The 23,122-nt window shown below is 66.4% G+C and carries 22 protein-coding genes and 1 pseudogene; 21 read left to right on the top strand and 2 right to left on the bottom strand.

Annotated elements, in window-relative coordinates; translation table 11 throughout:
• From Q0L30_RS23020 to Q0L30_RS22925, 20 genes and pseudogenes are all read left to right on the top strand, one after another.
• On the top strand, window positions 1-212 hold a 212-nt coding region (locus Q0L30_RS23020), incomplete at its 5' end, for an alpha-isopropylmalate synthase regulatory domain-containing protein (protein WP_296661961.1).
• A complete protein-coding gene (gene leuC / locus Q0L30_RS23015) occupies window positions 209-1,624 on the top strand; it encodes a 3-isopropylmalate dehydratase large subunit (protein WP_296661960.1) in 1,416 nt (471 codons plus the stop codon). The genes Q0L30_RS23020 and leuC, both read left to right, overlap by 4 nt.
• A 131-nt stretch (window positions 1,625-1,755) precedes the next feature.
• Window positions 1,756-1,956: pseudogene (locus Q0L30_RS23010) on the top strand (aconitase family protein); the annotation flags it as partial.
• A gap of 4 nt (window positions 1,957-1,960) precedes the next feature.
• Complete coding sequence (locus Q0L30_RS23005; protein WP_296661959.1) at window positions 1,961-2,101, top strand: hypothetical protein; 141 nt, start codon at window positions 1,961-1,963, stop codon at window positions 2,099-2,101.
• Between the two features lie 79 nt (window positions 2,102-2,180).
• On the top strand, window positions 2,181-2,831 hold the full coding sequence (gene leuD / locus Q0L30_RS23000; protein ID WP_296661958.1) for a 3-isopropylmalate dehydratase small subunit: 651 nt from the start codon (window positions 2,181-2,183) through the stop codon (window positions 2,829-2,831).
• Window positions 2,832-2,907: 76 nt separating this feature from the next.
• Entirely contained in the window at window positions 2,908-3,975 is a 1,068-nt protein-coding gene (gene leuB / locus Q0L30_RS22995) for a 3-isopropylmalate dehydrogenase (RefSeq protein WP_296661957.1), read from the top strand.
• A gap of 411 nt (window positions 3,976-4,386) precedes the next feature.
• On the top strand, window positions 4,387-5,508 hold the full coding sequence (asd, locus tag Q0L30_RS22990; RefSeq protein WP_296661956.1) for an aspartate-semialdehyde dehydrogenase: 1,122 nt from the start codon (window positions 4,387-4,389) through the stop codon (window positions 5,506-5,508).
• Between the two features lie 160 nt (window positions 5,509-5,668).
• Window positions 5,669-7,825, top strand: coding sequence for a FimV/HubP family polar landmark protein (locus Q0L30_RS22985; protein ID WP_296661955.1), 2,157 nt, complete (start codon window positions 5,669-5,671; stop codon window positions 7,823-7,825).
• A 25-nt stretch (window positions 7,826-7,850) separates the two neighbouring features.
• A complete protein-coding gene (gene truA / locus Q0L30_RS22980) occupies window positions 7,851-8,666 on the top strand; it encodes a tRNA pseudouridine(38-40) synthase TruA (protein WP_296661954.1) in 816 nt (271 codons plus the stop codon).
• A 120-nt stretch (window positions 8,667-8,786) separates the two neighbouring features.
• Window positions 8,787-9,506: a phosphoribosylanthranilate isomerase gene (locus tag Q0L30_RS22975; RefSeq protein ID WP_296661953.1), complete on the top strand. Its 720-nt coding sequence runs from the start codon at window positions 8,787-8,789 to the stop codon at window positions 9,504-9,506.
• 70 nt (window positions 9,507-9,576) lie between these two features.
• Window positions 9,577-10,770 carry a tryptophan synthase subunit beta gene (gene trpB / locus Q0L30_RS22970; protein ID WP_296661952.1) on the top strand — a complete coding sequence of 398 codons (1,194 nt, stop codon included), beginning with the start codon at window positions 9,577-9,579 and terminating at the stop codon, window positions 10,768-10,770.
• Window positions 10,771-10,781: 11 nt separating this feature from the next.
• Entirely contained in the window at window positions 10,782-11,735 is a 954-nt protein-coding gene (locus Q0L30_RS22965; protein ID WP_296661951.1) for a site-specific DNA-methyltransferase, read from the top strand.
• A 74-nt stretch (window positions 11,736-11,809) separates the two neighbouring features.
• Complete coding sequence (gene trpA / locus Q0L30_RS22960; protein WP_296661950.1) at window positions 11,810-12,637, top strand: tryptophan synthase subunit alpha; 828 nt, start codon at window positions 11,810-11,812, stop codon at window positions 12,635-12,637.
• A 104-nt stretch (window positions 12,638-12,741) separates the two neighbouring features.
• Window positions 12,742-13,614, top strand: a complete 873-nt coding sequence (gene accD / locus Q0L30_RS22955) for an acetyl-CoA carboxylase, carboxyltransferase subunit beta (RefSeq protein ID WP_293046192.1) — start codon at window positions 12,742-12,744, stop codon at window positions 13,612-13,614.
• 259 nt (window positions 13,615-13,873) lie between these two features.
• A complete protein-coding gene (gene folC, locus Q0L30_RS22950) occupies window positions 13,874-15,184 on the top strand; it encodes a bifunctional tetrahydrofolate synthase/dihydrofolate synthase (protein ID WP_296661949.1) in 1,311 nt (436 codons plus the stop codon).
• Between the two features lie 54 nt (window positions 15,185-15,238).
• Window positions 15,239-16,303 carry an SPOR domain-containing protein gene (locus tag Q0L30_RS22945; RefSeq protein WP_296661948.1) on the top strand — a complete coding sequence of 355 codons (1,065 nt, stop codon included), beginning with the start codon at window positions 15,239-15,241 and terminating at the stop codon, window positions 16,301-16,303.
• 7 nt (window positions 16,304-16,310) lie between these two features.
• Complete coding sequence (locus tag Q0L30_RS22940; protein ID WP_296661947.1) at window positions 16,311-16,805, top strand: CvpA family protein; 495 nt, start codon at window positions 16,311-16,313, stop codon at window positions 16,803-16,805.
• Between the two features lie 111 nt (window positions 16,806-16,916).
• Window positions 16,917-18,464: an amidophosphoribosyltransferase gene (gene purF, locus Q0L30_RS22935; RefSeq protein WP_296661946.1), complete on the top strand. Its 1,548-nt coding sequence runs from the start codon at window positions 16,917-16,919 to the stop codon at window positions 18,462-18,464.
• A gap of 321 nt (window positions 18,465-18,785) precedes the next feature.
• Window positions 18,786-19,982 carry an O-succinylhomoserine sulfhydrylase gene (locus Q0L30_RS22930; RefSeq protein WP_296661966.1) on the top strand — a complete coding sequence of 399 codons (1,197 nt, stop codon included), beginning with the start codon at window positions 18,786-18,788 and terminating at the stop codon, window positions 19,980-19,982.
• A gap of 61 nt (window positions 19,983-20,043) precedes the next feature.
• The gene (locus Q0L30_RS22925) at window positions 20,044-20,901 is read left to right on the top strand and encodes an MOSC N-terminal beta barrel domain-containing protein (protein ID WP_296661945.1); all 858 of its coding nucleotides are present in this window, start codon (window positions 20,044-20,046) and stop codon (window positions 20,899-20,901) included.
• Window positions 20,902-20,923: 22 nt separating this feature from the next.
• Here the strand turns inward: Q0L30_RS22925 and Q0L30_RS22920 are convergent, their stop codons facing one another.
• Both Q0L30_RS22920 and Q0L30_RS22915 read right to left on the bottom strand, forming a co-directional pair.
• Window positions 20,924-21,775, bottom strand: coding sequence for an AraC family transcriptional regulator (locus tag Q0L30_RS22920; protein ID WP_296661944.1), 852 nt, complete (start codon window positions 21,773-21,775; stop codon window positions 20,924-20,926).
• Between the two features lie 38 nt (window positions 21,776-21,813).
• Complete coding sequence (locus Q0L30_RS22915) at window positions 21,814-22,155, bottom strand: FKBP-type peptidyl-prolyl cis-trans isomerase (protein WP_296661943.1); 342 nt, start codon at window positions 22,153-22,155, stop codon at window positions 21,814-21,816.
• 201 nt (window positions 22,156-22,356) lie between these two features.
• Here Q0L30_RS22915 and Q0L30_RS22910 point away from each other — a divergent pair, with 201 nt between their 5' ends.
• Window positions 22,357-23,118 carry a sensor histidine kinase KdpD gene (locus Q0L30_RS22910; protein WP_296661942.1) on the top strand — a complete coding sequence of 254 codons (762 nt, stop codon included), beginning with the start codon at window positions 22,357-22,359 and terminating at the stop codon, window positions 23,116-23,118.
• Window positions 23,119-23,122 lie beyond the last annotated feature (4 nt).

Raw genomic sequence — 23,122 nt, 5'->3', positions numbered from 1 at the left:
ATCGTGACGCGCAGAACGCGCAGCACGAGGTCGCCGGATCGCCCGTCTTTCACGGCACCAGCGCCGATACCGACATCATCGTCGCGAGCGCGAAGGCGTATCTCAAGGCGCTCAACCGGATGCTGGTGACGCTCGGCCACACCAAGCCGTCGCCCTCCCGCATGCCTCCGCCGCACCCGGTTGCCGCCGCGGTGCAGGAGGGCAGCCCGTGACGCCTCCCACCACGCTGTTCGAGAAGGTCTGGGCCGATCACGTCGTCCGGGAGGACGCCGGGGCACCGGCCGTGCTCTACGTCGACCTGCACCTGGTCCACGAGGTGACTTCTCCCCAGGCGTTCGACGGCCTCCGCGCCCGCGGGCTGAAGGTGCGGCGCCCGGACCGCACCTTCGCGACGATGGACCACTCGACGCCGACCTTGCCGCGCAAGCTCGCCGTCGTGGATGCGCAGGCCGAGGCGCAGCTGCGCAAGCTCCAGGAGAACTGCGCCGAGTTCGGCGTGCCGCTCTACGACCTCGACTCCTCGGAGCAGGGCATCGTCCACGTCATCGGGCCGGAGCTCGGCCTGACGCAGCCCGGCCGGACGGTCGTGTGCGGCGACAGCCACACGTCGACCCACGGCGCCTTCGGCGCGCTCGCCTTCGGCATCGGTACGAGCGAGGTCGAGCACGTGCTCGCAACGCAGACGCTGCCGCAGGTGCGACCCAAGACGATGGCGGTGACAGTGGAGGGTGAGCTGGCGCCCGGGGTCACGGCGAAGGACGTCGCATTGGCGATCATCGGGACCATCGGGACCGGTGGTGGCATCGGCCACGTGATCGAGTACCGGGGGTCGGCGATCCGGGGCCTCTCGATGGAGGGCCGGATGACGCTGTGCAACATGTCCATCGAAGGGGGCGCACGAGCGGGGCTCGTCGCACCGGACGAGACGACGTTCGACTACGTGAAGGGCCGCGACCACGCGCCCGTCGGTGCGGCGTGGGACGAGGCGGTGGTGTATTGGCGCACGCTGCCGACCGACGAGGACGCGACGTTCGACAAGGAGGTCGTGATCGACGCGTCGACGATCACGCCGCACGTGACCTGGGGCACGAACCCGGCCCAGGTCACGCCGATCAGCGGATCGGTACCGGACCCTTCGGCAATGGTGGACGCGGGCGACCGGGAAGCAGCGGAGCGGGCTTTGTCTTACATGGGGTTGACGGCGGGGACACCCATGCGGGAGGTCGCCGTCGACACCGTGTTCCTCGGCAGCTGCACGAACTCGCGCATCGAGGACTTCCGGGCGGCCGCCGACGTGCTGCGCGGGCGTCATGTGCGCAGCGGGCTGCGGGCCCTGGCGGTGCCGGGCTCGCACCGCGTCAAGGCGCAGGCCGAGTCGGAGGGTCTCGACGAGGTGTTCAAGGCCGCCGGCTTCGAGTGGCGCGAGCCGGGCTGTTCGATGTGCCTGGCCATGAACCCGGACAAACTCGCCGTCGGCGAGCGGTGCGCCTCGACGTCCAACCGCAACTTCGAGGGACGGCAGGGGCGGGGCGGCCGCACACACCTGGTGTCGCCGGCGGTGGCGGCGGCGACCGCCGTGGCCGGGACGTTCGCCACCCCGGAGGACCTGGAGGACTCGGACTGATGGAGCCCGTTATCGTCGTCACCGGCCGCGCTGTGCCGCTCGACCGCACGGATGTCGACACCGACCAGATCATCCCGTCGGACTGGCTGAAGAGGGTCGAACGGACGGGCTTCGGCGCCGGCCTGTTCTCGGAGTGGCGCGAGCCGGGCTGCTCGATGTGCCTGGCCATGAACGCCGACCGGCTGGAGCCGGGCGAGCGCTGTGCGTCGACGTCGAACCGCAATTTCGAAGGCCGTCAGGGCGCGGGCGGACGCACGCACCTCGTGAGTCCGGCGATGGCTGCGGCCGCGGCCATCGAAGGCCATTTCGTCGATATTCGCAAGCTGGGTTAAAGCCATGAAGGCACGCATTTTCCGGCGTCGAGCCGCGCTCATTTCGCTGGCGGGTGCGCTTCTGGCATTAACGGGCTGCAACACGGTGGCCGGCTTCGGCGAGGACATCACCAATTCGGCGCGCACAGTGCAGCACGCGCTCTAATTTCCGCGTGAGCGACGGCCTGGCAGCGCGGACGGCGTCCGCGCCCTGGCGCGCCCAGCATCCTTCTGGATCACGGATCATGGATAAATTCATCGTACACACCGGCGTCGTGGCGCCGCTCGATCGCGAGAACGTGGACACGGACGCGATCATTCCGAAGCAGTTCCTCAAGTCGATCCAACGCACCGGCTTCGGCCCGAACGCCTTCGACGAATGGCGTTACCTCGACCACGGCGAGCCGGGTCAGGACAACTCGAAGCGTCCGCTCAATCCGGACTTCGTGCTGAACCAGCCGCGCTACCAGGGCGCATCGGTGCTGCTCGCGCGCAAGAACTTCGGCTGCGGCAGCTCGCGCGAACACGCGCCGTGGGCGCTCCAGCAGTACGGTTTTCGCGCGATCATCGCGCCGAGCTTCGCGGACATCTTCTACAACAACTGCTTCAAGAACGGCTTGCTGCCGATCGTGCTGACCGAGCAGCAAGTGGACACGCTGTTCAACGAGACCAGCGCATTCACGGGCTTCCAGCTGACGATCGACCTCGACAAGCAGGTCGTACGCACGGTCGACGGCGCGAAGGAGTTCCCGTTCGAAGTGTCCGCGTTTCGCCGCTACTGCCTGTTGAACGGCTTCGACGACATCGGCCTCACGCTGCGTCACGCCGACAAGATCCGCGAGTTCGAGGCCGAGCGCCTCGTGCGCCAGCCGTGGTTGAACAACCGCGTGCTTTGAGCGTGCTTTGGGCGCGCATTCGGGCAGGCGCTCGCGCAAAACAGACGCATAACGCAAAACAACGAGGAATCGCAGAATGAAGATTGCAGTGCTGCCGGGCGACGGCATCGGTCCCGAGATCGTCAAGGAAGCCGTCAAGGTGCTGAACGCGCTCGGCGAAAAGTTCGAGATGGAGACGGCGCCGGTCGGCGGCGCGGGCTACGAGGCGAGCGGCCATCCGCTGCCGGAAGCGACGCTTGCGCTCGCGAAGGCCGCCGATGCGATCCTGTTCGGCGCCGTGGGCGACTGGAAGTACGACTCGCTCGAACGCGCGTTGCGCCCGGAGCAGGCCATTCTGGGCCTGCGCAAGCATCTGGAACTGTTCGCCAACTTCCGTCCCGCCATCTGCTATCCGCAATTGACGGGGGCGTCGTCGCTTAAGCCCGAGATCGTGTCGGGCCTCGACATCCTGATCGTGCGCGAGCTGAACGGCGACATCTACTTCGGCCAGCCGCGCGGCACGCGCGAAGCGCCGGATGGTCTCTTCAAGGGCACGCGCGAAGGCTTCGATACGATGCGCTACGCGGAACCGGAAGTGCGCCGCATTGCGCACGTTGCGTTCCAGGCGGCGCAAAAGCGCCAGAAGAAACTCACGTCGGTCGACAAGGCCAATGTGCTGGAAACGTCGCAGTTCTGGAAGGACATCATGATTGATGTCGCGAAGGAATATCCGGACGTCGAACTGTCGCACATGTACGTCGATAACGCGGCGATGCAGCTTGTAAAGGCGCCGAAGGCCTTCGACGTGGTCGTGACGGGCAACATGTTCGGCGACATCCTCTCGGACGAAGCCGCGATGCTCACGGGCTCGATCGGCATGCTGCCGTCGGCCTCGCTCGACAAGAACAACAAGGGTCTTTACGAGCCGTCGCACGGTTCCGCGCCGGACATCGCGGGCAAGGGCATTGCGAATCCGCTCGCGACGATTCTCTCGGCCGCCATGATGCTGCGCTACTCGCTGGCGCGCGCCGAACAGGCCGATCGCATCGAAAACGCCGTCAAGAAAGTGCTCGAACAAGGCTACCGCACGGGCGACATCCTCACGCCGGGCTGCCAGCAGGTCGGCACCGCGGCGATGGGCGACGCCGTGGTCGCGGCGCTGTAAAGGCTGTAACGGCACCGCTGTAACGGCACAGATCACGGGCATGTCCACGGACATGCCCGTTTTGCTTGAGCGGTCAGGCGAGGTCAGGTGCGGTCAGGTGCGGTCAAATGCGGCATCGCATCCGCACGGATCTTGATGTGACGCCTCGCCGCAAATGCCCGGACAAGCGGGTTTTACCGCGCGAATATGCGGTTTTCGTGTAGACTCTCCCGATGGCGACGATCCCCCAGATCACGATTGTTTCGAAAATCCGCGGCACGCAGGCAGCCCGTGCGATTTCGCTCGCCATTACCACGAAAACGATTACCAAAACGATCATCACTCGTTGATCGCTCGTCGTGCCCGCTCATCTTCCCCGCGCGGCCACGCCGGGCGAGTGAAGCGGGGAAGTGTTCATTTCAAGGGTAAGTCATGAATGTAGGTCTCGTAGGTTGGCGCGGCATGGTCGGCAGCGTGCTGATGCAGCGCATGCAGGAAGAACGTGATTTCGACCTGATCGAACCGGTGTTTTTCAGCACCAGCAACGCAGGCGGCGCGGCTCCGTCGTTCGCCAGGAACGAGACGAAGCTCAAGGACGCGAACAGCGTCGACGAGCTGAAGAAGTGCGACATCATCATCACGTGCCAGGGCGGCGACTACACGAACGACGTGTATCCGAAGCTGCGCGCCGCAGGCTGGAAGGGCTACTGGATCGACGCGGCTTCGGCGCTGCGCATGAAGGACGATGCGGTCATCGTTCTCGATCCGGTCAACCTCGACGTCATCAAGGACGCCCTCGTCAAGGGTCAGAAGGATTTCATCGGCGGCAACTGCACGGTCAGCCTGATGCTGATGGCGCTCGGCGGCCTGTTCCGCGAGAACCTCGTCGACTGGATGACGGCCATGACCTACCAGGCCGCTTCGGGCGCGGGCGCGCAGAACATGCGCGAACTGCTCGCGCAGATGGGCGCGCTCAACGGCGCGGTGAAGGACGATCTGGCGAACCCGTCGTCGGCGATTCTCGACATCGACCGCAAGGTGCTGGCGACCATGAACAGCGACGCCATGCCGACCGCGCATTTCGGCGTGCCGCTCGCGGGCTCGCTGATTCCGTGGATCGACAAGGATCTCGGCAACGGCATGTCGAGGGAAGAGTGGAAGGGCGGCGCCGAAACCAACAAGATCCTCGGCAAGCCCGCCATGGGCGAGCCGGGCTCGATCCCCGTGGACGGCCTGTGCGTGCGGATCGGCGCGATGCGCTGCCACTCGCAGGCGCTCACGATCAAGCTGAAGAAGGACGTGCCGCTCGACGAGATCGACGGCATCCTCGCTTCGGCCAACGACTGGGTCAAGGTCGTGCCGAACCAGCGCGAAGCGTCGATGCGCGACCTGTCGCCCGCCGTGGTGACGGGTACGCTCGCGGTGCCGGTCGGCCGCCTGCGCAAGCTGGCGATGGGGGGCGAGTATCTGTCGGCCTTCACGGTCGGCGACCAGTTGCTGTGGGGCGCCGCAGAGCCGCTGCGCCGCATGCTGCGCATTCTGCTCGAGAAGTGAATGAATTAAACTACGCGGCTAATGACGCGTAGACATGATGGAAAAGCGCCGCGCCAGTCGCGGCGCTTTCGTTTTGAGCGCGCGCCCCGGGTTTTCTTTCTATCGTGCAGTTCGTATCTGATTCGTCGACAGCCGCGCGAGCGGCGTGCCAGGGCATCTGATGATCGTTCGATTTGATTCTGTTCCCGTCGCCATCGCGCGGCGGGCCGCACACGTCGCCATGGCGGCGGCATTCCTTGCGCTAAGCGGCGTCGCGGGCGCACAAGGCGGCACGGCGGCGCAAGCCGCTTCCGCGGCCGCACCGGCTGTGCGCGTGATCGGCAAGTACCCCGTCAAGCCTGGGCAGTCATTGCACAGCATCGCCGCCGATCTCGCGCAGTCCCACGATAAAGAAGTGATCGCGCGCGTGAGCGGCGCTCTTTTCGAGGCGAACCCGGGTGCGTTCGCGAAGCACGATCCGAGCCGCCTGAAGATCGGCGCCGTGCTCAACGTGCCCGCCGTGCCGGAAATCGTGGCCGCCGCACCGCAAGCGGCGCCTGCTGCTGTGGTTTCGACGCCTGCCGCACCCGCAGCGCCGGCGGCACCTGTCGCGCCTGTAGCTCCAGTGGCGCCTGTCGTGGCAGCGCCTGGGTCGGCTCCGGCGGCGAACGTCGCTGCGACCACTGCGCCGGGTGCGTCCGCTGCGGCGGCCTCCGCACCGTCGGCATCCGCTAGCGCGGCGGCAGTTGCCAGCGGTGCGAGCGCGCCAGCCGTTGACGCAGCAGCGCAGGCAGCGGCGCTCGCGGCTTCGGGCGCATCGGCTGCCTCGGGCGCGTCTGGCACCTCGGCGGCGAGCCAGCCTGCCGCGGCGGCCACGTCGCCGAGCGACGCGCACGTGTGGACGGGGGCCGTCCAGGCGGCACCCGCGGCCAGCGCGGCTTCGGGCGAGGCGCATGCACCGGCGAACATGACGCTGTCGAGTCTCCAGCAATTGCTCGCGTTGAAGAACCGCGTGCTCATGGCATTGCAGCAGCACGGGATCGGCAAGCACGCCCAATCGTCGGGCGCCGCGAGCGGCGCAGCGGGGCATGCGACGGCAGCGCCTGGCGGGAACGGCGCGGCTGGCGTCGCGGGGCATGGCGCGAGCGAAAGCCAGTTCGAGTTGTCGCCTGTCATGCTCGGCGTTGCAGGGGCGGTTGGCGTGGCCGTGTTCGCGCTGGTTTTCGTTTTGTTCGCGCGCAGGCGCAAAGCACGGGGCGACGAGGCGGCGGAAGCCGCGCCGACGCGCGAGGAACCACCCGTCCTCGATACGCCGCTGGTCGCAAACGAGACGCCTGCCGCCGAGCCGGACGCGGATGCCGCGCTCGCACCGGCGCCGCGCAAGCAAGCGCTCGATCGCGCGACGAATATCGCGGCCCTGACGGCTGCGGCGTTGCCGGACGATGAAGCCGTGCAGCCGGGCGATGGCTCCTCGGCACTGCGCGAAGACCGCGTGGAGCGTAGCGCAAGCGCGCGCGGCATCGAGCGTGGCGTGCACCAAACGCTGGCCGATGCGAGTGAGGCCGCTGGCTTCGCGGCTGCGGCGGAACCGGGCGCGTCGGCGCTGTCTCATGCGCTTTCTCCTGAACACGTAACAGCGGCGCATGTGCCGGGCGAAACGGACGAACTCGAACGCACGGCAGAGCAGGAGAACGCACCGGGCACACACGAAGCCGAAGCGGTTGAGCACACGGATACGCCGGTTCACGCGGAACCGGCGTCCGCTGCCGTCGAACCGACGGCAGCGGCTTCGCAGCCTGCGGAACCGCAACCGGCGCCCTCCGCATTTTTCGCGGAACCCGAGTTCCCCCTCGCACCGCCGCAGGACCTGAGTCATGCTGAAGCGCCGGGTGAATTCCCGGCCGCTGCCGTCAGCGCACTCGGCGGTATCGATATGCCGCTGCCGCCGCGCGTGGCGCAGCCTGTGGCGTCGCCCGAAGCGACTGCGGCGCAGGCAATGCCGCTGATCGAACCGCCAATGCTTCCCCCGTTCGAGGAGATTGCGGCGGGGATGACCGGGCCGGGCGCGACCGCAGGCCTCGGCGCACCGCGCTTTGGCGCACTGACGCTCGACTTCGATCTCAACCTGCCGCCCGATTCCGCCGAGCCGTTGCCCGTTTTCACACCCGAGCAACTGGCGCGGATCGCGCGCAACAAGCTCGAACTCGCGCGCGAGTACATCGCGCTGGGCGATCTGGCGGGCGCGCGCGCGCTGATCAACGAAGTGATCGAGTCGAACGACCGTGACACCCGTGCCGACGCGCAGGCGCTGCTGTCGACGCTCGCGCCGCTCTCGTGACCGGGACGCTGCAGACCGTATGCGTATGCGAATAGCGCTAGGCATCCAGTACGACGGCGCCGCGTTTTGCGGCTGGCAGTCGCAGCCGCACGGCAAGACCGTGCAGGACGTGCTCGAGCGCGCCCTGCGCGAGTTCGCATGCGTGCCGCTGCAGACGGTCGTGGCGGGGCGCACCGATACGGGCGTCCACGGTCTCGGCCAGGTCGTCCATTTCGATACCGACCTCGACCGCGCACCGTTTTCGTGGGTTCGCGGGACCAACGCGTTCCTGCCGCACACGGTCGCCGTGCAGTGGGCGCAGCCGATGCCGGAGGCGTTTCACGCGCGTTTTTCCGCGTTCGAGCGCACGTATTACTACGCGCTCTACGTCAACGCGGTGCGCTCGCCGATGCTGGCGGGTCGCGCGGGCTGGATCCACACGCCGCTCTACGTCGATGCGATGCGCGAGGCCGCTGCGCACCTGATCGGCGAGCACGATTTTTCGGCGTTCCGTTCGTCGGAGTGCCAGTCGAAGACGCCGGTCAAGCACCTCTACCAGATCGACATCCGGCAGCAGGGCGATTTCATCCATTTCCGGTTTCGCGCCAATGCTTTCCTGCATCACATGGTCCGCAACCTGATGGGCTGCCTCGTGGCGGTGGGCCGCGGCCGCTATCCGGCGGCGTGGATGGCCGAGGTGCTGGCGGGGCTCGACCGCACGAAGGCCGCGCCGACCTTCATGCCCGACGGCCTCTACCTTGCTCAGGTAGGCTATCCTGACGCGTTCCAGGTACCCGGACCGCATACGGCCAGCGTGCCGTGGAGCGCGATCTGGTCCGACGGCGCGAACGGCGCGGCCTGATAAGCGCACAGCACCGCCTGATAAGCGCACGGCAACCCGCAGAGCAACCCGCAGCGCCGGGGCCGGGCGCATCGAACAGTCATACCCGAACCATCGCGAGGGCAATCCGCTTCATCCGCCATGACAGCAGCCGACCTTTCCGCAGCAAGCTCGACGTCCGCCAGCGCTCAAGCTGCCGGTGCGAGCGCGCACCGCACGCGAATCAAGTTGTGCGGCCTTTCGACGCCCGAGTCGGTTGCGCATGCCATCGCGCTTGGCGCCGACGCGATCGGCCTCGTGTTCTATCCGCCCAGCCCGCGCTCGGTGAGCGTCGCCGAGGCGGTGGAACTCACCCGTGACATTCCGCCGTTCGTCTCGGTGGTGGGGCTGTTCGTGAACGCCACCCCGGAGTGGATCGGTGAGGTGGCGAGCAGCGTCTCGCTCACGCTCCTGCAGTTCCACGGCGACGAAACGCCCGCGCAGTGCGACACGCTCTCCGCCGTTGCCGGTTTGCCCTGGTTGCGTGCATTGCGCGTGGGGACGGATACTCGCGAGGCCGATTTGATAGAATCGGCGAACAATTATTCATCAGCCAGCGGCCTTCTGTTCGACACGCATGTCGAAGGATACGGCGGCGGCGGGAAGGTCTTCGATTGGTCACTTATCCCCGCAGGGCTCGCGCGTCGGGCCGTTTTGAGTGGTGGCTTGAACGCGCAAAACGTCGGTGATGCGATTCGCCAGGTGCGTCCGTTTGCTGTCGATGTCTCCAGTGGCATCGAGGTTCCGGGCGCAAAAGGCGTGAAGGATCACGCCCGTATGGCGGCGTTCGTGCGCGCAGTGCGCGAAGCGGACGCGGGATAAACCCTTTGACCCGATGGCCGGCCGGCTCTGCGCAACGCGGGGCGCCCGTGCCAGGTCGAGCGAGTGACTTATGTACAACTTACCGGATGAAAGCGGCCATTTCGGCCCCTACGGCGGCGTGTTTGCCGCCGAGACCCTCATGCAGGCGATCGACGAGCTGCGCGACGCCTACGAGAAATACAAGAACGATCCCGACTTCGTCGCCGAATATCGGCGCGAGTTGAAGCATTTTGTCGGCCGTCCGTCGCCGGTCTATCACGCGCAGCGCTGGAGCGAAATGGTGGGCGGCGCGCAGATCTACCTGAAGCGCGAAGACCTGAACCACACCGGCGCGCACAAGGTGAACAACGTGATCGGCCAGGCGTTGCTCGCGAAGCGCATGGGCAAGCCGCGCGTGATCGCCGAAACGGGCGCGGGTCAGCACGGCGTCGCCACCGCCACGATCGCGGCGCGCTTCGGCATGGAGTGCGTGGTCTACATGGGCGCCGAGGACGTGCGCCGCCAGGCCGCGAACATGTACCGCATGAAGCTGCTCGGCGCGACGGTCGTACCCGTGGAATCGGGCTCGCGCACGCTCAAGGACGCGCTCAACGAAGCCATGCGCGACTGGGTCACCAACGTCGAAAACACCTTCTACATCATCGGCACCGTGGCGGGCCCGCATCCGTACCCGATGATGGTGCGCGACTTCCAGCGCGTGATCGGCGACGAATGCCGCGTGCAGATGCCCGAGATGACGGGCCGTCAGCCCGACGCCGTGATCGCGTGCGTGGGCGGCGGTTCGAACGCGATGGGGATCTTTTACCCGTATATCGACGACAGTTCGGTGCAGCTGATCGGCGTCGAACCCGCTGGCGACGGCATGGAGACGGGCCGCCACGCCGCCGCGCTCACGGCCGGCACCGTGGGCGTGCTGCATGGCAACCGCACCTATCTGCTGCAGGACGAGAACGGCCAGATCATCGAGACGCATTCGGTGTCGGCGGGCCTCGACTATCCGGGCGTCGGCCCCGAGCACGCGTGGCTCAAGGACAGCGGCCGCGCGCAGTACGTGACGATCGACGATGAAGAAGCCCTCAAGGCGTTCCACGACTGCTGCCGCATCGAAGGCATCATTCCGGCGCTCGAATCGAGCCACGCGCTTGCCTACGCGGCCAAGCTCGCGCCCACTTTGCCGAAGGACAAGATCCTGCTGGTGAATCTGTCGGGCCGGGGCGACAAGGACATGCACACGGTCGCCGAGCGATCGGGCATCACGTTCTGAGCGCCCACGCGATGCGCGACGAGATCGACGAACCGCAAGCCCCGGCATCCGTGAGCGACGCGACCCCGCAAGCGGCCGGACAGGCCCTTGCAGACCTGCCCTGCACGCCGCCGCGCGAGGTCGACGCTGCAGTTGCCACTGCCGGTGCTGCTGCGGGTTCTCTCGCCACGGTGCCGGACGGCATCCGGCTCTTGAACCGCGATTTTCTGACCGATGCAGCGAATCTGCCCGACGCCTCGATCGATCTGATCGTCGCCGACCCGCCTTACGGGCTCGGCAAGGACTACGGCAACGACTCCGACAAGCGCTCGGGCGAGGACTTTCTCGCCTGGACGTGCGAATGGCTCGACCTGGCGATCCCGAAGCTCAAGCCGAGCGGCTCGCTCTACGTGTTCTGCACCTGGCAGTACGCGCCGGAAATCTTCGTCTTCCTGAAGTCGAAGCTCACGATGATCAACGAGATCGTCTGGGACCGGCGCGTGCCGAGCATGGGCGGCACGACGCGCCGTTTCACGTCGGTGCACGACAACATCGGTTTCTTCGCGGTGTCGAAGAATTATTACTTCGATCTCGATCCCGTCCGCATCCCGTACGATGCCGTCACGAAGAAGGCGCGTTCGCGGAAAATATTCGAAGGTAGCAGGTGGCTGGAGCTCGGCTACAACCCCAAGGACGTCTGGTCGGTTTCACGTCTGCACCGGCAGCACGCGGAGCGCGTGGATCATCCGACCCAGAAGCCCCTGGAGATCGTCGAGCGCATGGTGCTTGCGAGCTGCCCGCCGGGCGGCCGCGTGCTGGACCCCTTCATGGGCAGCGGCACCACGGCAGTCGCCTGCGCACGCCAGAAGCGCGAATTCGTCGGCTATGAAATCAACGAAAGTTACTGCGCGATCGCGCGCGAACGCGTAAGCGCGGCGGCTGCCGCGACCGCGTTGGCGGCGCAGCCCGTCGCGGTGCGCGCCTGAGGCGCCGCCGCCGCTGCCGAAGTTGCCGCAGTTGCCAGCGGCGCGCAGTAAGTTTTTATTCAGAGGACCCTGAAATGTCCCGTATCAAGAACACGTTCGACGCGCTGGCTGCCCAGCGCAAGAAAGGCCTCATTCCGTTCATGACCGCCGGCGACCCCGATCCGGCGCGCACCGTTGAATTCATGCACGCGCTCGCTGCGGGCGGCGCGGACGTGATCGAACTGGGCGTGCCGTTTTCGGACCCGATGGCCGACGGCCCCGTGATCCAGCAGTCGTCGGAGCGTGCGCTCGCGAAGGGCGTGACGTTGCGCAGCGTGCTGGCCGACGTGAAGCGCTTTCGCGAAACCGACGACAAGACGCCGGTCGTGCTGATGGGCTACGCGAATCCCATCGAGCGCATGGGCGCCGACGCGTTCGCCGCCGCGGCGAAGGAAGCGGGCGTCGATGGCGTGCTGATCGTCGACTATCCGCCGGAAGAGTGCGTGGATTTCGCCCAGAAGATGAAAACGGCGGGCATCGATCCGATCTTCCTGATCGCGCCCACCTCGACCGACGAGCGCATTGCCGACGTCGGCCGCGTTGCGAGCGGCTACATCTATTACGTGTCGCTCAAGGGGGTGACGGGCGCAGCGAATCTCGACGTTGCGAGCATCGCGAGTAAAATCCCGGCGATCAAGTCGCACGTGACGGTTCCGGTTGGCGTCGGCTTCGGTATTCGCGACGCGCAGACCGCCGCCGCGGTCGCCGCCGTGAGCGACGCCGTCGTGATCGGCAGCCGTATCGTGCAGTTGCTCGAACAAACGCCGCCGCAAGACGCTGCACAGGCGCTCCAGCAGTTTGTCGCGGGCATCCGCACGGCGCTTGACGCGCAAGCAGAGGGCGGGGCACACGACCTGCGGTAAAATCCACTTTTCGCCATGCGCGGTCGGGGTCAGATCCAGGTAAATATTGCCGGATTCGCTGTCCGCCCGCGCCGCGCATCACGAAGGTCATGGAAGGAAAATAAATGAGCTGGCTCGACAAACTGCTGCCGCCGAAGATCAAGCAAACCGATCCGAAAAGCCGCAAGAGCATTCCGGAAGGTCTGTGGATCAAGTGCCCGTCGTGCGAAGCGGTGCTGTACCGCAACGACGTCGAGGCGAACCTCCACGTCTGCCCGAAGTGCGATCACCACATGCGCATCGGCGCGCGCGAGCGCCTTGACGGGCTGCTGGATCCGGAAGGCCGCTACGAGATCGGCCAGGAGATCGTTCCGGTCGACTCGCTCAAGTTCAAGGACAGCCGCAAGTACCCCGACCGTATCAAGGAAGCGATGGACGACACCGGCGAAACCGACGCCATGGTCGTGATGGGCGGCGCGATCCACACGCTGCCGGTCGTGGTGGCGTGCTTCGAGTTCTCGTTCATGGGCGGCTCGATGGGTTCGGTGGTCGGCGAGCGCTTCGTGCGCGGCGCGCAAAACGCGCTGGAGCAGCAAGTGCCGTTCATCTGCTTCACGGCTTCGGGCGGTGCGCGCATGCAGGAAAGCCTGCTGTCGCTTATGCAGATGGCCAAGACCACGGCAATGCTGACCAAGCTCTCAGACGCGAAGCTGCCGTTCATTTCAGTGCTGACCGATCCGACCATGGGCGGCGTGTCGGCGAGCTTCGCGTTCCTTGGCGATGTCGTGATCGCCGAACCGAAGGCGCTGATCGGCTTCGCCGGCCCGCGCGTGATCGAGCAGACCGTGCGCGAGAAGCTGCCGGAAGGCTTCCAGCGTTCGGAATTCCTGCTGCAAAAGGGCGCAATCGACATGATCGTCGACCGCCGCAAGCTGCGTGAAGAACTCGCGCGCCTGATGGCGGTGCTGTCGCGTCAACCCGCCGACGCCGTCGCCTGATTTTTCCCGCGCTTTCACGTGCCTTCCTGCGCGTGCCGTTGTCATACGGCGCGCGCGAGAACGCCACGCGCGCGGCAGCGACTGCCGCAGCACAAACCCCCGCAGCACACCCGCCGCCGTACAGCCCGCATACCCCCGCGCGCCGCATGCGTAAGCAAGCGGCGCGCTGTCGTTTCCGCGATAATGCCTGTTTTAAGCGGATTTTTAGCGTGACCGGCACGAGCGCCGGGCGCCAACCCCGCAGGCTACGACTTCTCCGATGAGCACCTTTTCCTCCCTCGACGCGTGGCTCACGCACCTTGAAACCGCACATCCGGTCGGCATCGACATGGGCCTCGAGCGCATCCGCCAGGTCAAGGACGCGCTGCAACTGCAGTTCGCCTGCCCGATCTTCACGGTCGGCGGCACGAACGGAAAGGGCTCGACCTGCGCGATTCTCGAAACCATCCTGCTGAAGGCCGGCTATCACGTCGGCTGCCATACGTCGCCGCATCTGCTCGCGTTCAACGAGCGTGCGCGCATCGACGGCACAGAGGCGAGCGATGCGGACCTCCTGGAGCATTTCGAGGCGGTGGAAAAGGCCCGTCTGTCGCTGGCGCAGCCGGTTTCGCTGACGTACTTCGAATTCACGACGCTCGCGATCATGCACCTGTTCGCCTCGCGCGGGCTCGACGCCGTGATCCTGGAAGTGGGCCTCGGCGGCCGACTGGACGCCGTGAACGTGCTCGACGCCGACTGCGCGATCGTCACCAGCATCGACATCGACCACACCCAGTACCTGGGCGATACGCGCGAGAAGATCGGCTTCGAAAAGGCCGGCATCTTCCGTGCGGGCAAGCCCGCCATTTGCGCCGACCCGATGCCGCCGCAAACGCTCGTCGACCATGCAAAGGCCATCGGCGCCGATCTGTGGCTCTTCGGCCGCGATTTCCGCTACGAAGGGCAGGCGGGCAGCGAGCGCCAGCAGTGGAGCTACGTGGGCCGCGCGCAACGCCGTTCCGCGCTCGCGTATCCCGCGCTGCGCGGCGCGAATCAGCTGATCAACACGTCGGCGGCGCTGGCGGCGCTCGAAGCGATGCGCGATCGCGTGCCCGTTTCGGCGCAGGACATCCGTCTCGGTCTCGCGAACGTCGAGCTGCCGGGCCGTTTCCAGGTGCTGCCGGGCAAGCCCGCCGTGGTGCTCGACGTCGGCCACAATCCGCATGCGGCGGCTGTGCTCGCGCAAAATCTCGGCGGCATGGGCTACTTTCCCTACACTTACGCCGTGTTCGGCGCCATGCGCGACAAGGACATTGCCGGTGTGTTGCGCCACCTCAAGGGCGAGATCGACCACTGGTGCGTCACCGATCTGCCGGGCACGCGCGCGGCCTCGGCGGCGGAGCTTGAAGGGACGCTGCGCGCGGCTGGCGTGGTCGACGGTCCCGACAGCAGCGTGACGCGCTATGAAACACCGGCCGCCGCGTTTCAAGATGCGCTAAAACGCGCAGGCGAAAATGATAGAATTCTCGTCTTCGGCAGTTTCTTGACAGTCGCGGGCGTGATCGCTTTGCGAAAGTCCCAGCAGCATTGAACGCACGGCATCTCGCACGCCGCCACGCAGATACCAGGCCAAAAGCAGCCATACATGGGAATTTTCTCGTTCGGCAAGAAAGACGACTCGGCGCCGCGACGGCGCGGCGCCGAAACTGGCTCAAGCAATGGCTCCAGCAGCGGCTCACGCCGGCGTAATGTCAGCCAGAGCGGCCAGAGCGCGCGCGTCGAGCGGCGCAGTCGCCGGGCGGACGTCTCCGGCGACGCCGAAGCGATGCTCCTCGATCCCACCTTGCCCGAAAAGCAGCGCGCGCGGCGGCGGCTCGTCGGCGCAATCGCGCTGGTCGTGGCGGCCATCGTGATCCTGCCGATGGTGCTCGATTCGCATCCGAAACCCGTCACCGACGATATCGCGATCGATATTCCCAGCCGTCCGGTTTCCCGGATCGCGCAACGCGACGACGCCGAGGACACCCAGGCGGGCGTTGCGCCGGATAATCCTGCCGCATCGGGCCTGAGCGCGGCGACGTCCGGCGCATCGGCGGCTGTCCCGGCAGCTCCGGCCGCGGCACAAACTGCGCAGAATGCCCCTGCTGCACCGGCCAGTGCGCCCGCCACGGCAAAGGCTGCGGCTACCGCATCTGGTCCTGCGGCGCCTTCCGGCAAGGCGGCACAAACCGCGCAGAATCAGCCCAGGCAAACGCAGCGCGCGAGCAAGCCCGCCGCGCAGGCCGCGGCGACTACCGCAACGACGGCGGCAAATTCGGCCGCGACCACGGCAACGAATACATCGGCGAACGCCGCCGAAAACACTGTGGTAGCGGCCTCGCGCGGCAAGCAGCTCGATGCGTCGAGCCAGTCCGCCAAGGCAAGCGCCGACAACAGCGGGAACGGTTCGGCCACGCCGGCCGCGCCCCCCGGAGCGCGCTTCGCGGTGCAGCTCGGCGCATTCCCGAGCGAGACGACGGCACGCAACTGGGTAACGAAGTTGAAAGCCGCGGGTGTACCCGCATATATGGAACAGCGCAAGCAAGCCGATGGCTCGATGCGCACGCTGCTGCGCGCGGGGCCGTTCCCGGACCGCGCGGCGGCCCTCGAAGCAATCGCGAAGGTGCGCGGCGCGGGGCTGATGGCGGGCACGAACGGGGCGGCGGAATAACAGGCCGATGTTCACCGCATTCGACTACGCTGTAATGGCGGTGATTGGCGTGTCGGCGCTGCGCGGCGCGTGGCGCGGCTTCATCGGCGAGATTTTTGGTTTGATCGGCTGGATCGTGGCGTTTCTCGTGGCGTGCCGCTACGTGGAACACGTGGTGCCGTGGATGCCGGCGCACTGGCCGGGCGGCGCCGTCACGCAGTGGCTGATCGCTTTCGCGCTGATCGTGATCGCAGTCGTGTTCGCAGCCGGTGTGGTGAACGCGTTGCTGGGACGGTTGGTGCAGGTGACCGGACTGTCCGGCGTGGACCGGTCGCTCGGATTGATGTTCGGCCTCGTGCGAGGCGTCGTGCTGGTGCTGATTCTCGTCGTCCTTGGCGGACTGACCGAGCTGCCCCAGCAGGACTTCTGGCGCGATGCGCTGCTGCGGCGCTATGCCGAGCAGGGTGTGCGCGAACTGAAGCCGCTGTTGCCCAAAACGCTCGCTCACTACGTTCACGTCTGACGTGACGTGACATGACGCTGGCGGCGCGGTGCGGCAGCACTGCACCCACGCGGCGCAGGACCGGCTCCGACCGTCCCCCGCTACCGATTTCGCTTTTTTGAAGGACCTGCCATGTGCGGCATCGTAGGCGTAGTTTCCCGCTCTCCCGTCAACCAGCTCCTCTATGACGCGCTGCTGCTCCTGCAGCACCGCGGTCAGGACGCGGCCGGCATTGCCACCGCGAACGGCACCCGGTTCCATATGCACAAGGCCAACGGCATGGTGCGCGACGTGTTCCGCACGCGCAACATGCGTAGCCTCCCGGGCACCACCGGCATCGGCCAGGTGCGCTACCCGACCGCCGGTTCGGCGACGAGTGAAGAGGAGGCCCAGCCGTTCTACGTGAACGCGCCGTTCGGCATCATCCTCGCGCACAACGGCAACCTCACGAACTGGCAGCAGCTCAAGGAAGAGATGTTCCGCGTCGATCGCCGGCACATCAACACCAATTCCGATACCGAAGTGCTGCTCAACGTGCTCGCGCACGAGCTGCAGACGGCCAGCTCCGGCCTCGAACTCGATCCCACCGCGCTCTTCAAGGCCGTCTCGGGCGTGCACCGGCGCGTGCGCGGCTCGTACGCGATCGTTTCGCTGATCGCCGGTTACGGTCTGCTCGCGTTCCGCGACCCGTTCGGCATCCGCCCGCTGTGCGTCGGCAAGCGCGAAACGTCCGAGGGCACGGAATGGATGGTGGCCTCGGAATCGGTCGCGCTCGAAGGCATCGGCTTCGAATTCGTGCGCGACGTGGCGCCGGGCGAAGCGGTGTTCATCGACTTCGAAGGCAACTTCCACGCGCAGCAATGCGCGACGGCGCCGAGCCTCAATCCCTGCATCTTCGAACTGGTCTATCTCGCGCGTCCAGACTCCGTGCTCGACGGCGTGCCGGTCTACAACGCGCGTCTGCGCATGGGCGACTATCTCGCCGAGAAGATCCAGCGCGTACTGCCCGATGTGAAGATCGACGTCGTGATGCCGATTCCCGATTCGTCGCGTCCCGCGGCGATGCAGGTGGCGGCGAAACTCGGCGTGGAATATCGCGAAGGTTTCTTCAAGAACCGCTACGTGGGCCGCACCTTCATCATGCCGGGCCAGGCGGTGCGCAAGAAGTCGGTGCGCCAGAAGCTCAATGCCATGGGTATCGAGTTCAAGGGCAAGAACGTGCTGATCGTCGACGACTCGATCGTGCGCGGCACCACCTCGCACGAAATCGTGCAGATGGCGCGCGACGCGGGCGCGACCCAGGTGATCTTCGCTTCGGCGGCGCCGCCCGTGAAGTATCCGAACGTGTACGGCATCGACATGCCCACGCGCGGCGAACTCGTCGCGCACGGCCGCACGGATGAAGAAGTGGCGCGCATCATCGGCGCGGATCACCTCGTGTATCAGGACGTCGACGCGCTCAAGCAGGCAGTGCGCGACATCAATCCGGAGATCAAGGGCTTCGAGGCTTCGTGCTTCGACGGCGATTACATCACCGGCGACGTCACGAGTGCGTACCTCGACAACATCGAAGCGGCACGTAATGCGCCGCAGGCGCAATCGGACCGCGATGCGGCGAGCGATGCGATGGACGGCGGCACGACGCGCACGCAACTGCATCTGCAACTCTCGGTGGATTGACGCGCGAGCTGATGCATGAGAGCAGGCGCGTGTGCTGTGCGCATTCGCGTGTTAGCATAGGCGCCTGCGTCGATTTGATCTCAGCTTGCGGACGCGGGGCAACCCGAAACAGCTAAAGCGAAAGGCGTCGAACCGGAAGTCTGAATTCGAAACGCCTCGCTGCTGCCCCGACTACCCGAAAGCCCGCTTCTGCCGACGCAAAGCGGGCTTTTTTGCGCCCGATGGTTTAGCGACAGTTATTCAGGTAAACAGCGCGGGCAAAAAGCGCGGGTGAACAGCCGCTCACAGCCCGAGGATCTTCGAATGGGAAACAACACGAACATGGACGATACCTTTAACTTCGACACCCTCGCCGTGCGCTCGGGTACGCTGCGCAGCGAGTTCAACGAACATTCGGAAGCGCTCTACCTCACGTCGAGCTTCTGCTTTTCGAGCGCTGGCGAAGCCGCCGAGCGCTTCAAGACCGCCGAAACCAGCTACACGTATTCGCGCTTCACGAACCCGACCGTGACGATGTTCCAGGACCGGCTCGCCGCGCTCGAAGGCGGCGAGGCGTGCATGGCGACGGCGTCGGGCATGTCGGCGATTCTCTCGGTCGTGATGGCGGCGCTGCAGGCGGGCGATCACATCGTCAGCTCGCAAAGCATCTTCGGTTCGACCATCGGCATGTTCTCGCAGATCTTCGGCAAGTTCGGCATCACGACCACGTTTGTCGATCCCGCCGATCTCGACGCGTGGCAGAACGCCGTGCGCCCCGAGACGAAGATGTTCTTCCTCGAAACGCCCTCGAATCCGCTGACCGAAGTGGCCGACATCGAAGCGATCAGCAAGATTGCGAAGGCCGCGAACGCGCTGTTCGTCGTCGACAACTGTTTTTGCAGCCCGGCGCTGCAGCAGCCGCTCAAGCTCGGCGCCGATGTCGTGATGCACTCGGCCACCAAGTTCCTCGACGGCCAGGGCCGCGTGCTCGGCGGCGCGCTCGTGGGCTCGCGGCAATTCATCATGGAGAAGGTGTTCCCGTTCGTGCGCAGCGCGGGCCCGACGCTCTCCGCGTTCAACGCGTGGGTGCTGCTCAAGGGCATGGAGACGCTGTCCTTGCGCGTCGAGAAGCAGTCGGCCAACGCGCTCGAAATCGCGAGCTGGCTCGAAGCGCATCCGGCTGTCAAACGCGTGTTCTATCCGGGCCTCCCGTCGCATCCGCAGCATGCGCTTGCCATGCGGCAGCAGAAATTGGGCGGTGCGATCGTCTCGTTCGAGCTGAAGGGCGACACGCCCGAGCAGCAGCGCGCGAACGCCTGGCGCGTGATCGACAACACGAAGGTGTGCTCGATCACGGGCAATCTCGGCGATACGCGCACGACGATCACGCACCCTGCGACGACCACGCATGGCCGGATCGCGCCGGAAGCACGCGAGGCGGCGGGCATCACCGAAGGCCTGATCCGGCTTGCCGTCGGGCTCGAAAACGCGCAGGACATCCGCAACGATCTCGCACGCGGGCTCGACGCGGCGGCCTGAGCGGCTTCTTTATCGCTTCGTCCGGTTTAGTTCCATTTCATCATCGCAGAGGTCGATTGCCATGCCAGTTATTCGCGCGTTGTTCGTCTACCCCGTCAAGTCATGCGGCGCTATCGCGCTCGATCACGCGCAGCTCGAAGCCAAAGGGCTGAAGTGGGACCGCCACTGGATGGCCGTCGACGAGACGGGACGCTTCGTCTCGCAGCGCGAATACGCAGCGTTGGCGCGCATCGTGCCCGCGTTCGTCGAGGAAGGCGTGCGGCTTTCGAGGGACGGCATGGCGTCTTCGTTGCTGCTGCCTTTCGAGGCGCCGGCCGAAGCGCGCCGCGTGAGCGCGACGGTCTGGAGCGATACGGTCGAGGCGCTCGACGAAGGCGATGAAGCGGCGCAGTGGTTCACGAAGGCCGTGGGCGTGCCGTTGCGGCTTGTGCGATTCGCGCAAGACGTCACGCGTCTTGCGAGCCGCAAGTGGACGAATGACGAGGACGTGCCGGTGCGGTTCCCGGACGCCTTCCCGCTGCTCGTGACGAGCGAGGCGTCGCTCGCGGATCTCAACGCGCGGCTCGTTGCGAAGGGCGCGCAGCCCGTGCCGATGAGCCGCTTTCGTCCGAACATCGTCGTGGACGGCGAGGGCGCGTTCGACGAGGACTTCATCGACACGATGGAGATCGACGGCGATGTGGTGCTGCGCTTCGCGAAGCCGTGCGCGCGTTGTCCGATCACGACGATCGACCAGCTTACGGGCGAGCGCGACCCGCAATGGCCCGCCGAGCCGCTCGACACGCTGGCGGTGTATCGCGCGAACCCGCGCGTGGACGGCGGCCTTGCGTTCGGCCAGAACGCGATGATCGTGGCCGGAGCGGGCAAACGCGTGGCCGTGGGTGCGCAGGCGCAGTGGGAGTGGCGATTCGACGAGTAACGGTGAGTAAGGAGGAGCGCGCTCACGGGCGCTCACGGGCGCCCGCCCGTGGCGGCAACGCCCGCCATTGCCCCGGTGCGAGGCCGAAACGGCGCGTGAACGCATGGGTGAACGCGCTCTGGTCGCCGAAGCCCACTTCGAGCGCGACGTCGATGAGCGTGCGGCGCGGATCGGCAAGCAGCGTCAGGGCGGTGTCGAGGCGCAACCGCTGCAGATAGCGATGCGGCGTTTCGCCGAAAGCCTCGATAAAAAGCTGATGGAAGCGCCGCATGCCGAAGCCGCAATGCGCGGCCAGGTCGGCAATGCGCAGCGGTTCCGCGAGATGTGCGCGCAGCCAGCGGTCGATGCGCGCGTAGTCGAGACCGGCTGCCGCTTCGAAGGCCGCGCCGCCCTCAATGCCGGTTTGCGCGATGACGGCAGCGCACAGCCGCGCCGACGCGTCCCAGTGAAATCGTCTTGCGTATGAATCGGCGGGATCGGTGGGATCGGCGGAATCGGCGCTGACGTGCGGCGGCACAGCCAGGACGACGTGCTGCGCGATCTGCTGCACGAGCTGCGTGAGCGCCGGATCGATGCGCACCGCGCGTGCCGCTCTGAAGAGCCGTTCGGGCACGGCGAGCGACGCGGCGGGCAGATCGAGCACCAGTTGGCAGTTTTCGCCGATTCCCGCGTAGTCGTGCTGCGCGCCGGCTGGAATCAGCCAGGCGGAACTGCAGTCGATGCGCTCGCCCACGCCGTCGACGGTCATCTCCATCGCACCGTCGAGCCCGAGCACGATCTGGTGAAAATCGTGCAGATCGGTCGCTTCGGCCGCGCTATAGCGGCGCAATGCGACGCCAGGCGCGGTGACCGGCGTGTGGTGGTGGGGATTCACGGCGGCGACGAGGGTGAGAAGGGCGAGCGCGCGACGTATTAAACGCCGAGCAGTTCCACTTCGAACACGAGCGTGGCGTTCGGGGGAATCACACCGCCCGCGCCGCGCACGCCGTAGCCGAGTTGCGGCGGAATCGTCAGACGGCGCACGCCGCCGACCTTCATACCCTGCACGCCTTCGTCCCAGCCCTTGATGACCATGCCGCCGCCCAGCACGAAGGCGAACGGATCATTGCGGTCCTTGCTCGAATCGAACTTCTGGCCGTCCGTCAGCCAGCCGGTGTAGTGCACGCTGACGGTCTGGCCCGCGCGCGCTTCGGCGCCGGTGCCTTCGGTCACGTCCTCGTACTTGAGGCCGGATGCGGTGGTCACGATAGACATGTAAGACTCCTGATTCGGAAGGTAAAACCGGTATTGTAGGCGGTTTGCCCGGCTGACAGGCACGTGTGGCGGCCCTTGTCGTGAGGCTGCTCATGAGCGGCTGCTTATAATGAAAGGCCGAGAAAAAAGCCGATCCGGGACCGGCGCGGCACGCCGCATGCGAGCCACTAATGCCCGCCACGGGCGCAAACGAGGACACTGATGGCGCCGACTCCCCATTCCCGTTCCGAACGCATCGCACGGCTGTGCGCGGAAACCGCGCTCTTCATGCGCGATCACGTGCTGTCGCGCGTGTCGCACGACCTGCGCAGTCCGCTCAATGCAATCCATAGCTGGGCTTACGTGCTCGAACGCAAGATCGAGACCGTGGATGCGGCTGCCCAGCGCGCGCTGGGCGGCATTCGCACCGGCGTCGAACAGCAGGTGCAACTGCTCGAAACGCTGGTCGACAAGACGCGCGCCGAAACGCGCAAATTACACGTCGAGCGTGCACCGTTCGCGCTCGACGCATTGATCGGCGAAGCGGTGGACGACGTGCGCGTGGCGCTCGCCGATGCGCGCGCCGTGACGCTGACCGTGCGCGGCACGCCGACGGGCGCGACGCTCGATGGCGACCGCGAACGGATCGCGCAAGCGCTCTGGCTGATGCTCATGTTCGCGGTGGAGGCGAGCGCGCAGGGCGCCGCCGTGACGCTCGACGTGAATGCGACGGCCGCTGCGGCCGGGTTCGACGTGACGTGGACCGCCGCGCCGCAGGCGTTGACCGACGAAGCCGTGCCGCATCTGCTTGAGCCGTTTGCGCGCGCGCAGGCACGCGAGCCGCTGGAGGCGGGGCGCGCGGCGTGGGTGCTGGCGCTATGCCAACGCGTGGCCGAGGCGCACGGCGGGCGCTTCGAGCAGCAGCCACTCGCCGAAGGCACCGCTGCGGCCCTCGCATTGAGCGTGCCCGCCGCAGCCGTCTAACGCA

The sequence above is a fragment of the Paraburkholderia sp. genome (assembly GCF_024281035.1).
Classification (GTDB): domain Bacteria; phylum Pseudomonadota; class Gammaproteobacteria; order Burkholderiales; family Burkholderiaceae; genus Paraburkholderia.
This window is presented reverse-complemented; position numbering and strand designations above follow the sequence as displayed.

Excerpts from the sequence above, each read along its gene's own strand:
- Q0L30_RS22910 (WP_296661942.1), top strand. The coding sequence starts at position 22,357 with ATGGCGCCGACTCCCCATTCCCGTTCCGAACGCATCGCACGGCTGTGC.
- Q0L30_RS22915 (WP_296661943.1), bottom strand. The coding sequence starts at position 22,155 with ATGTCTATCGTGACCACCGCATCCGGCCTCAAGTACGAGGACGTGACC.
- accD (WP_293046192.1), top strand. The coding sequence starts at position 12,742 with ATGAGCTGGCTCGACAAACTGCTGCCGCCGAAGATCAAGCAAACCGAT.
- trpB (WP_296661952.1), top strand. The coding sequence starts at position 9,577 with ATGTACAACTTACCGGATGAAAGCGGCCATTTCGGCCCCTACGGCGGC.
- Q0L30_RS22930 (WP_296661966.1), top strand. The coding sequence starts at position 18,786 with ATGGACGATACCTTTAACTTCGACACCCTCGCCGTGCGCTCGGGTACG.
- Q0L30_RS23005 (WP_296661959.1), top strand. The coding sequence starts at position 1,961 with ATGAAGGCACGCATTTTCCGGCGTCGAGCCGCGCTCATTTCGCTGGCG.
- Q0L30_RS22945 (WP_296661948.1), top strand. The coding sequence starts at position 15,239 with ATGGGAATTTTCTCGTTCGGCAAGAAAGACGACTCGGCGCCGCGACGG.
- purF (WP_296661946.1), top strand. The coding sequence starts at position 16,917 with ATGTGCGGCATCGTAGGCGTAGTTTCCCGCTCTCCCGTCAACCAGCTC.
- folC (WP_296661949.1), top strand. The coding sequence starts at position 13,874 with ATGAGCACCTTTTCCTCCCTCGACGCGTGGCTCACGCACCTTGAAACC.
- Q0L30_RS22925 (WP_296661945.1), top strand. The coding sequence starts at position 20,044 with ATGCCAGTTATTCGCGCGTTGTTCGTCTACCCCGTCAAGTCATGCGGC.
- Q0L30_RS22940 (WP_296661947.1), top strand. The coding sequence starts at position 16,311 with ATGTTCACCGCATTCGACTACGCTGTAATGGCGGTGATTGGCGTGTCG.
- Q0L30_RS22985 (WP_296661955.1), top strand. The coding sequence starts at position 5,669 with ATGATCGTTCGATTTGATTCTGTTCCCGTCGCCATCGCGCGGCGGGCC.
- leuB (WP_296661957.1), top strand. The coding sequence starts at position 2,908 with ATGAAGATTGCAGTGCTGCCGGGCGACGGCATCGGTCCCGAGATCGTC.
- truA (WP_296661954.1), top strand. The coding sequence starts at position 7,851 with ATGCGAATAGCGCTAGGCATCCAGTACGACGGCGCCGCGTTTTGCGGC.
- Q0L30_RS22965 (WP_296661951.1), top strand. The coding sequence starts at position 10,782 with ATGCGCGACGAGATCGACGAACCGCAAGCCCCGGCATCCGTGAGCGAC.
- leuD (WP_296661958.1), top strand. The coding sequence starts at position 2,181 with ATGGATAAATTCATCGTACACACCGGCGTCGTGGCGCCGCTCGATCGC.
- asd (WP_296661956.1), top strand. The coding sequence starts at position 4,387 with ATGAATGTAGGTCTCGTAGGTTGGCGCGGCATGGTCGGCAGCGTGCTG.
- trpA (WP_296661950.1), top strand. The coding sequence starts at position 11,810 with ATGTCCCGTATCAAGAACACGTTCGACGCGCTGGCTGCCCAGCGCAAG.
- Q0L30_RS22975 (WP_296661953.1), top strand. The coding sequence starts at position 8,787 with ATGACAGCAGCCGACCTTTCCGCAGCAAGCTCGACGTCCGCCAGCGCT.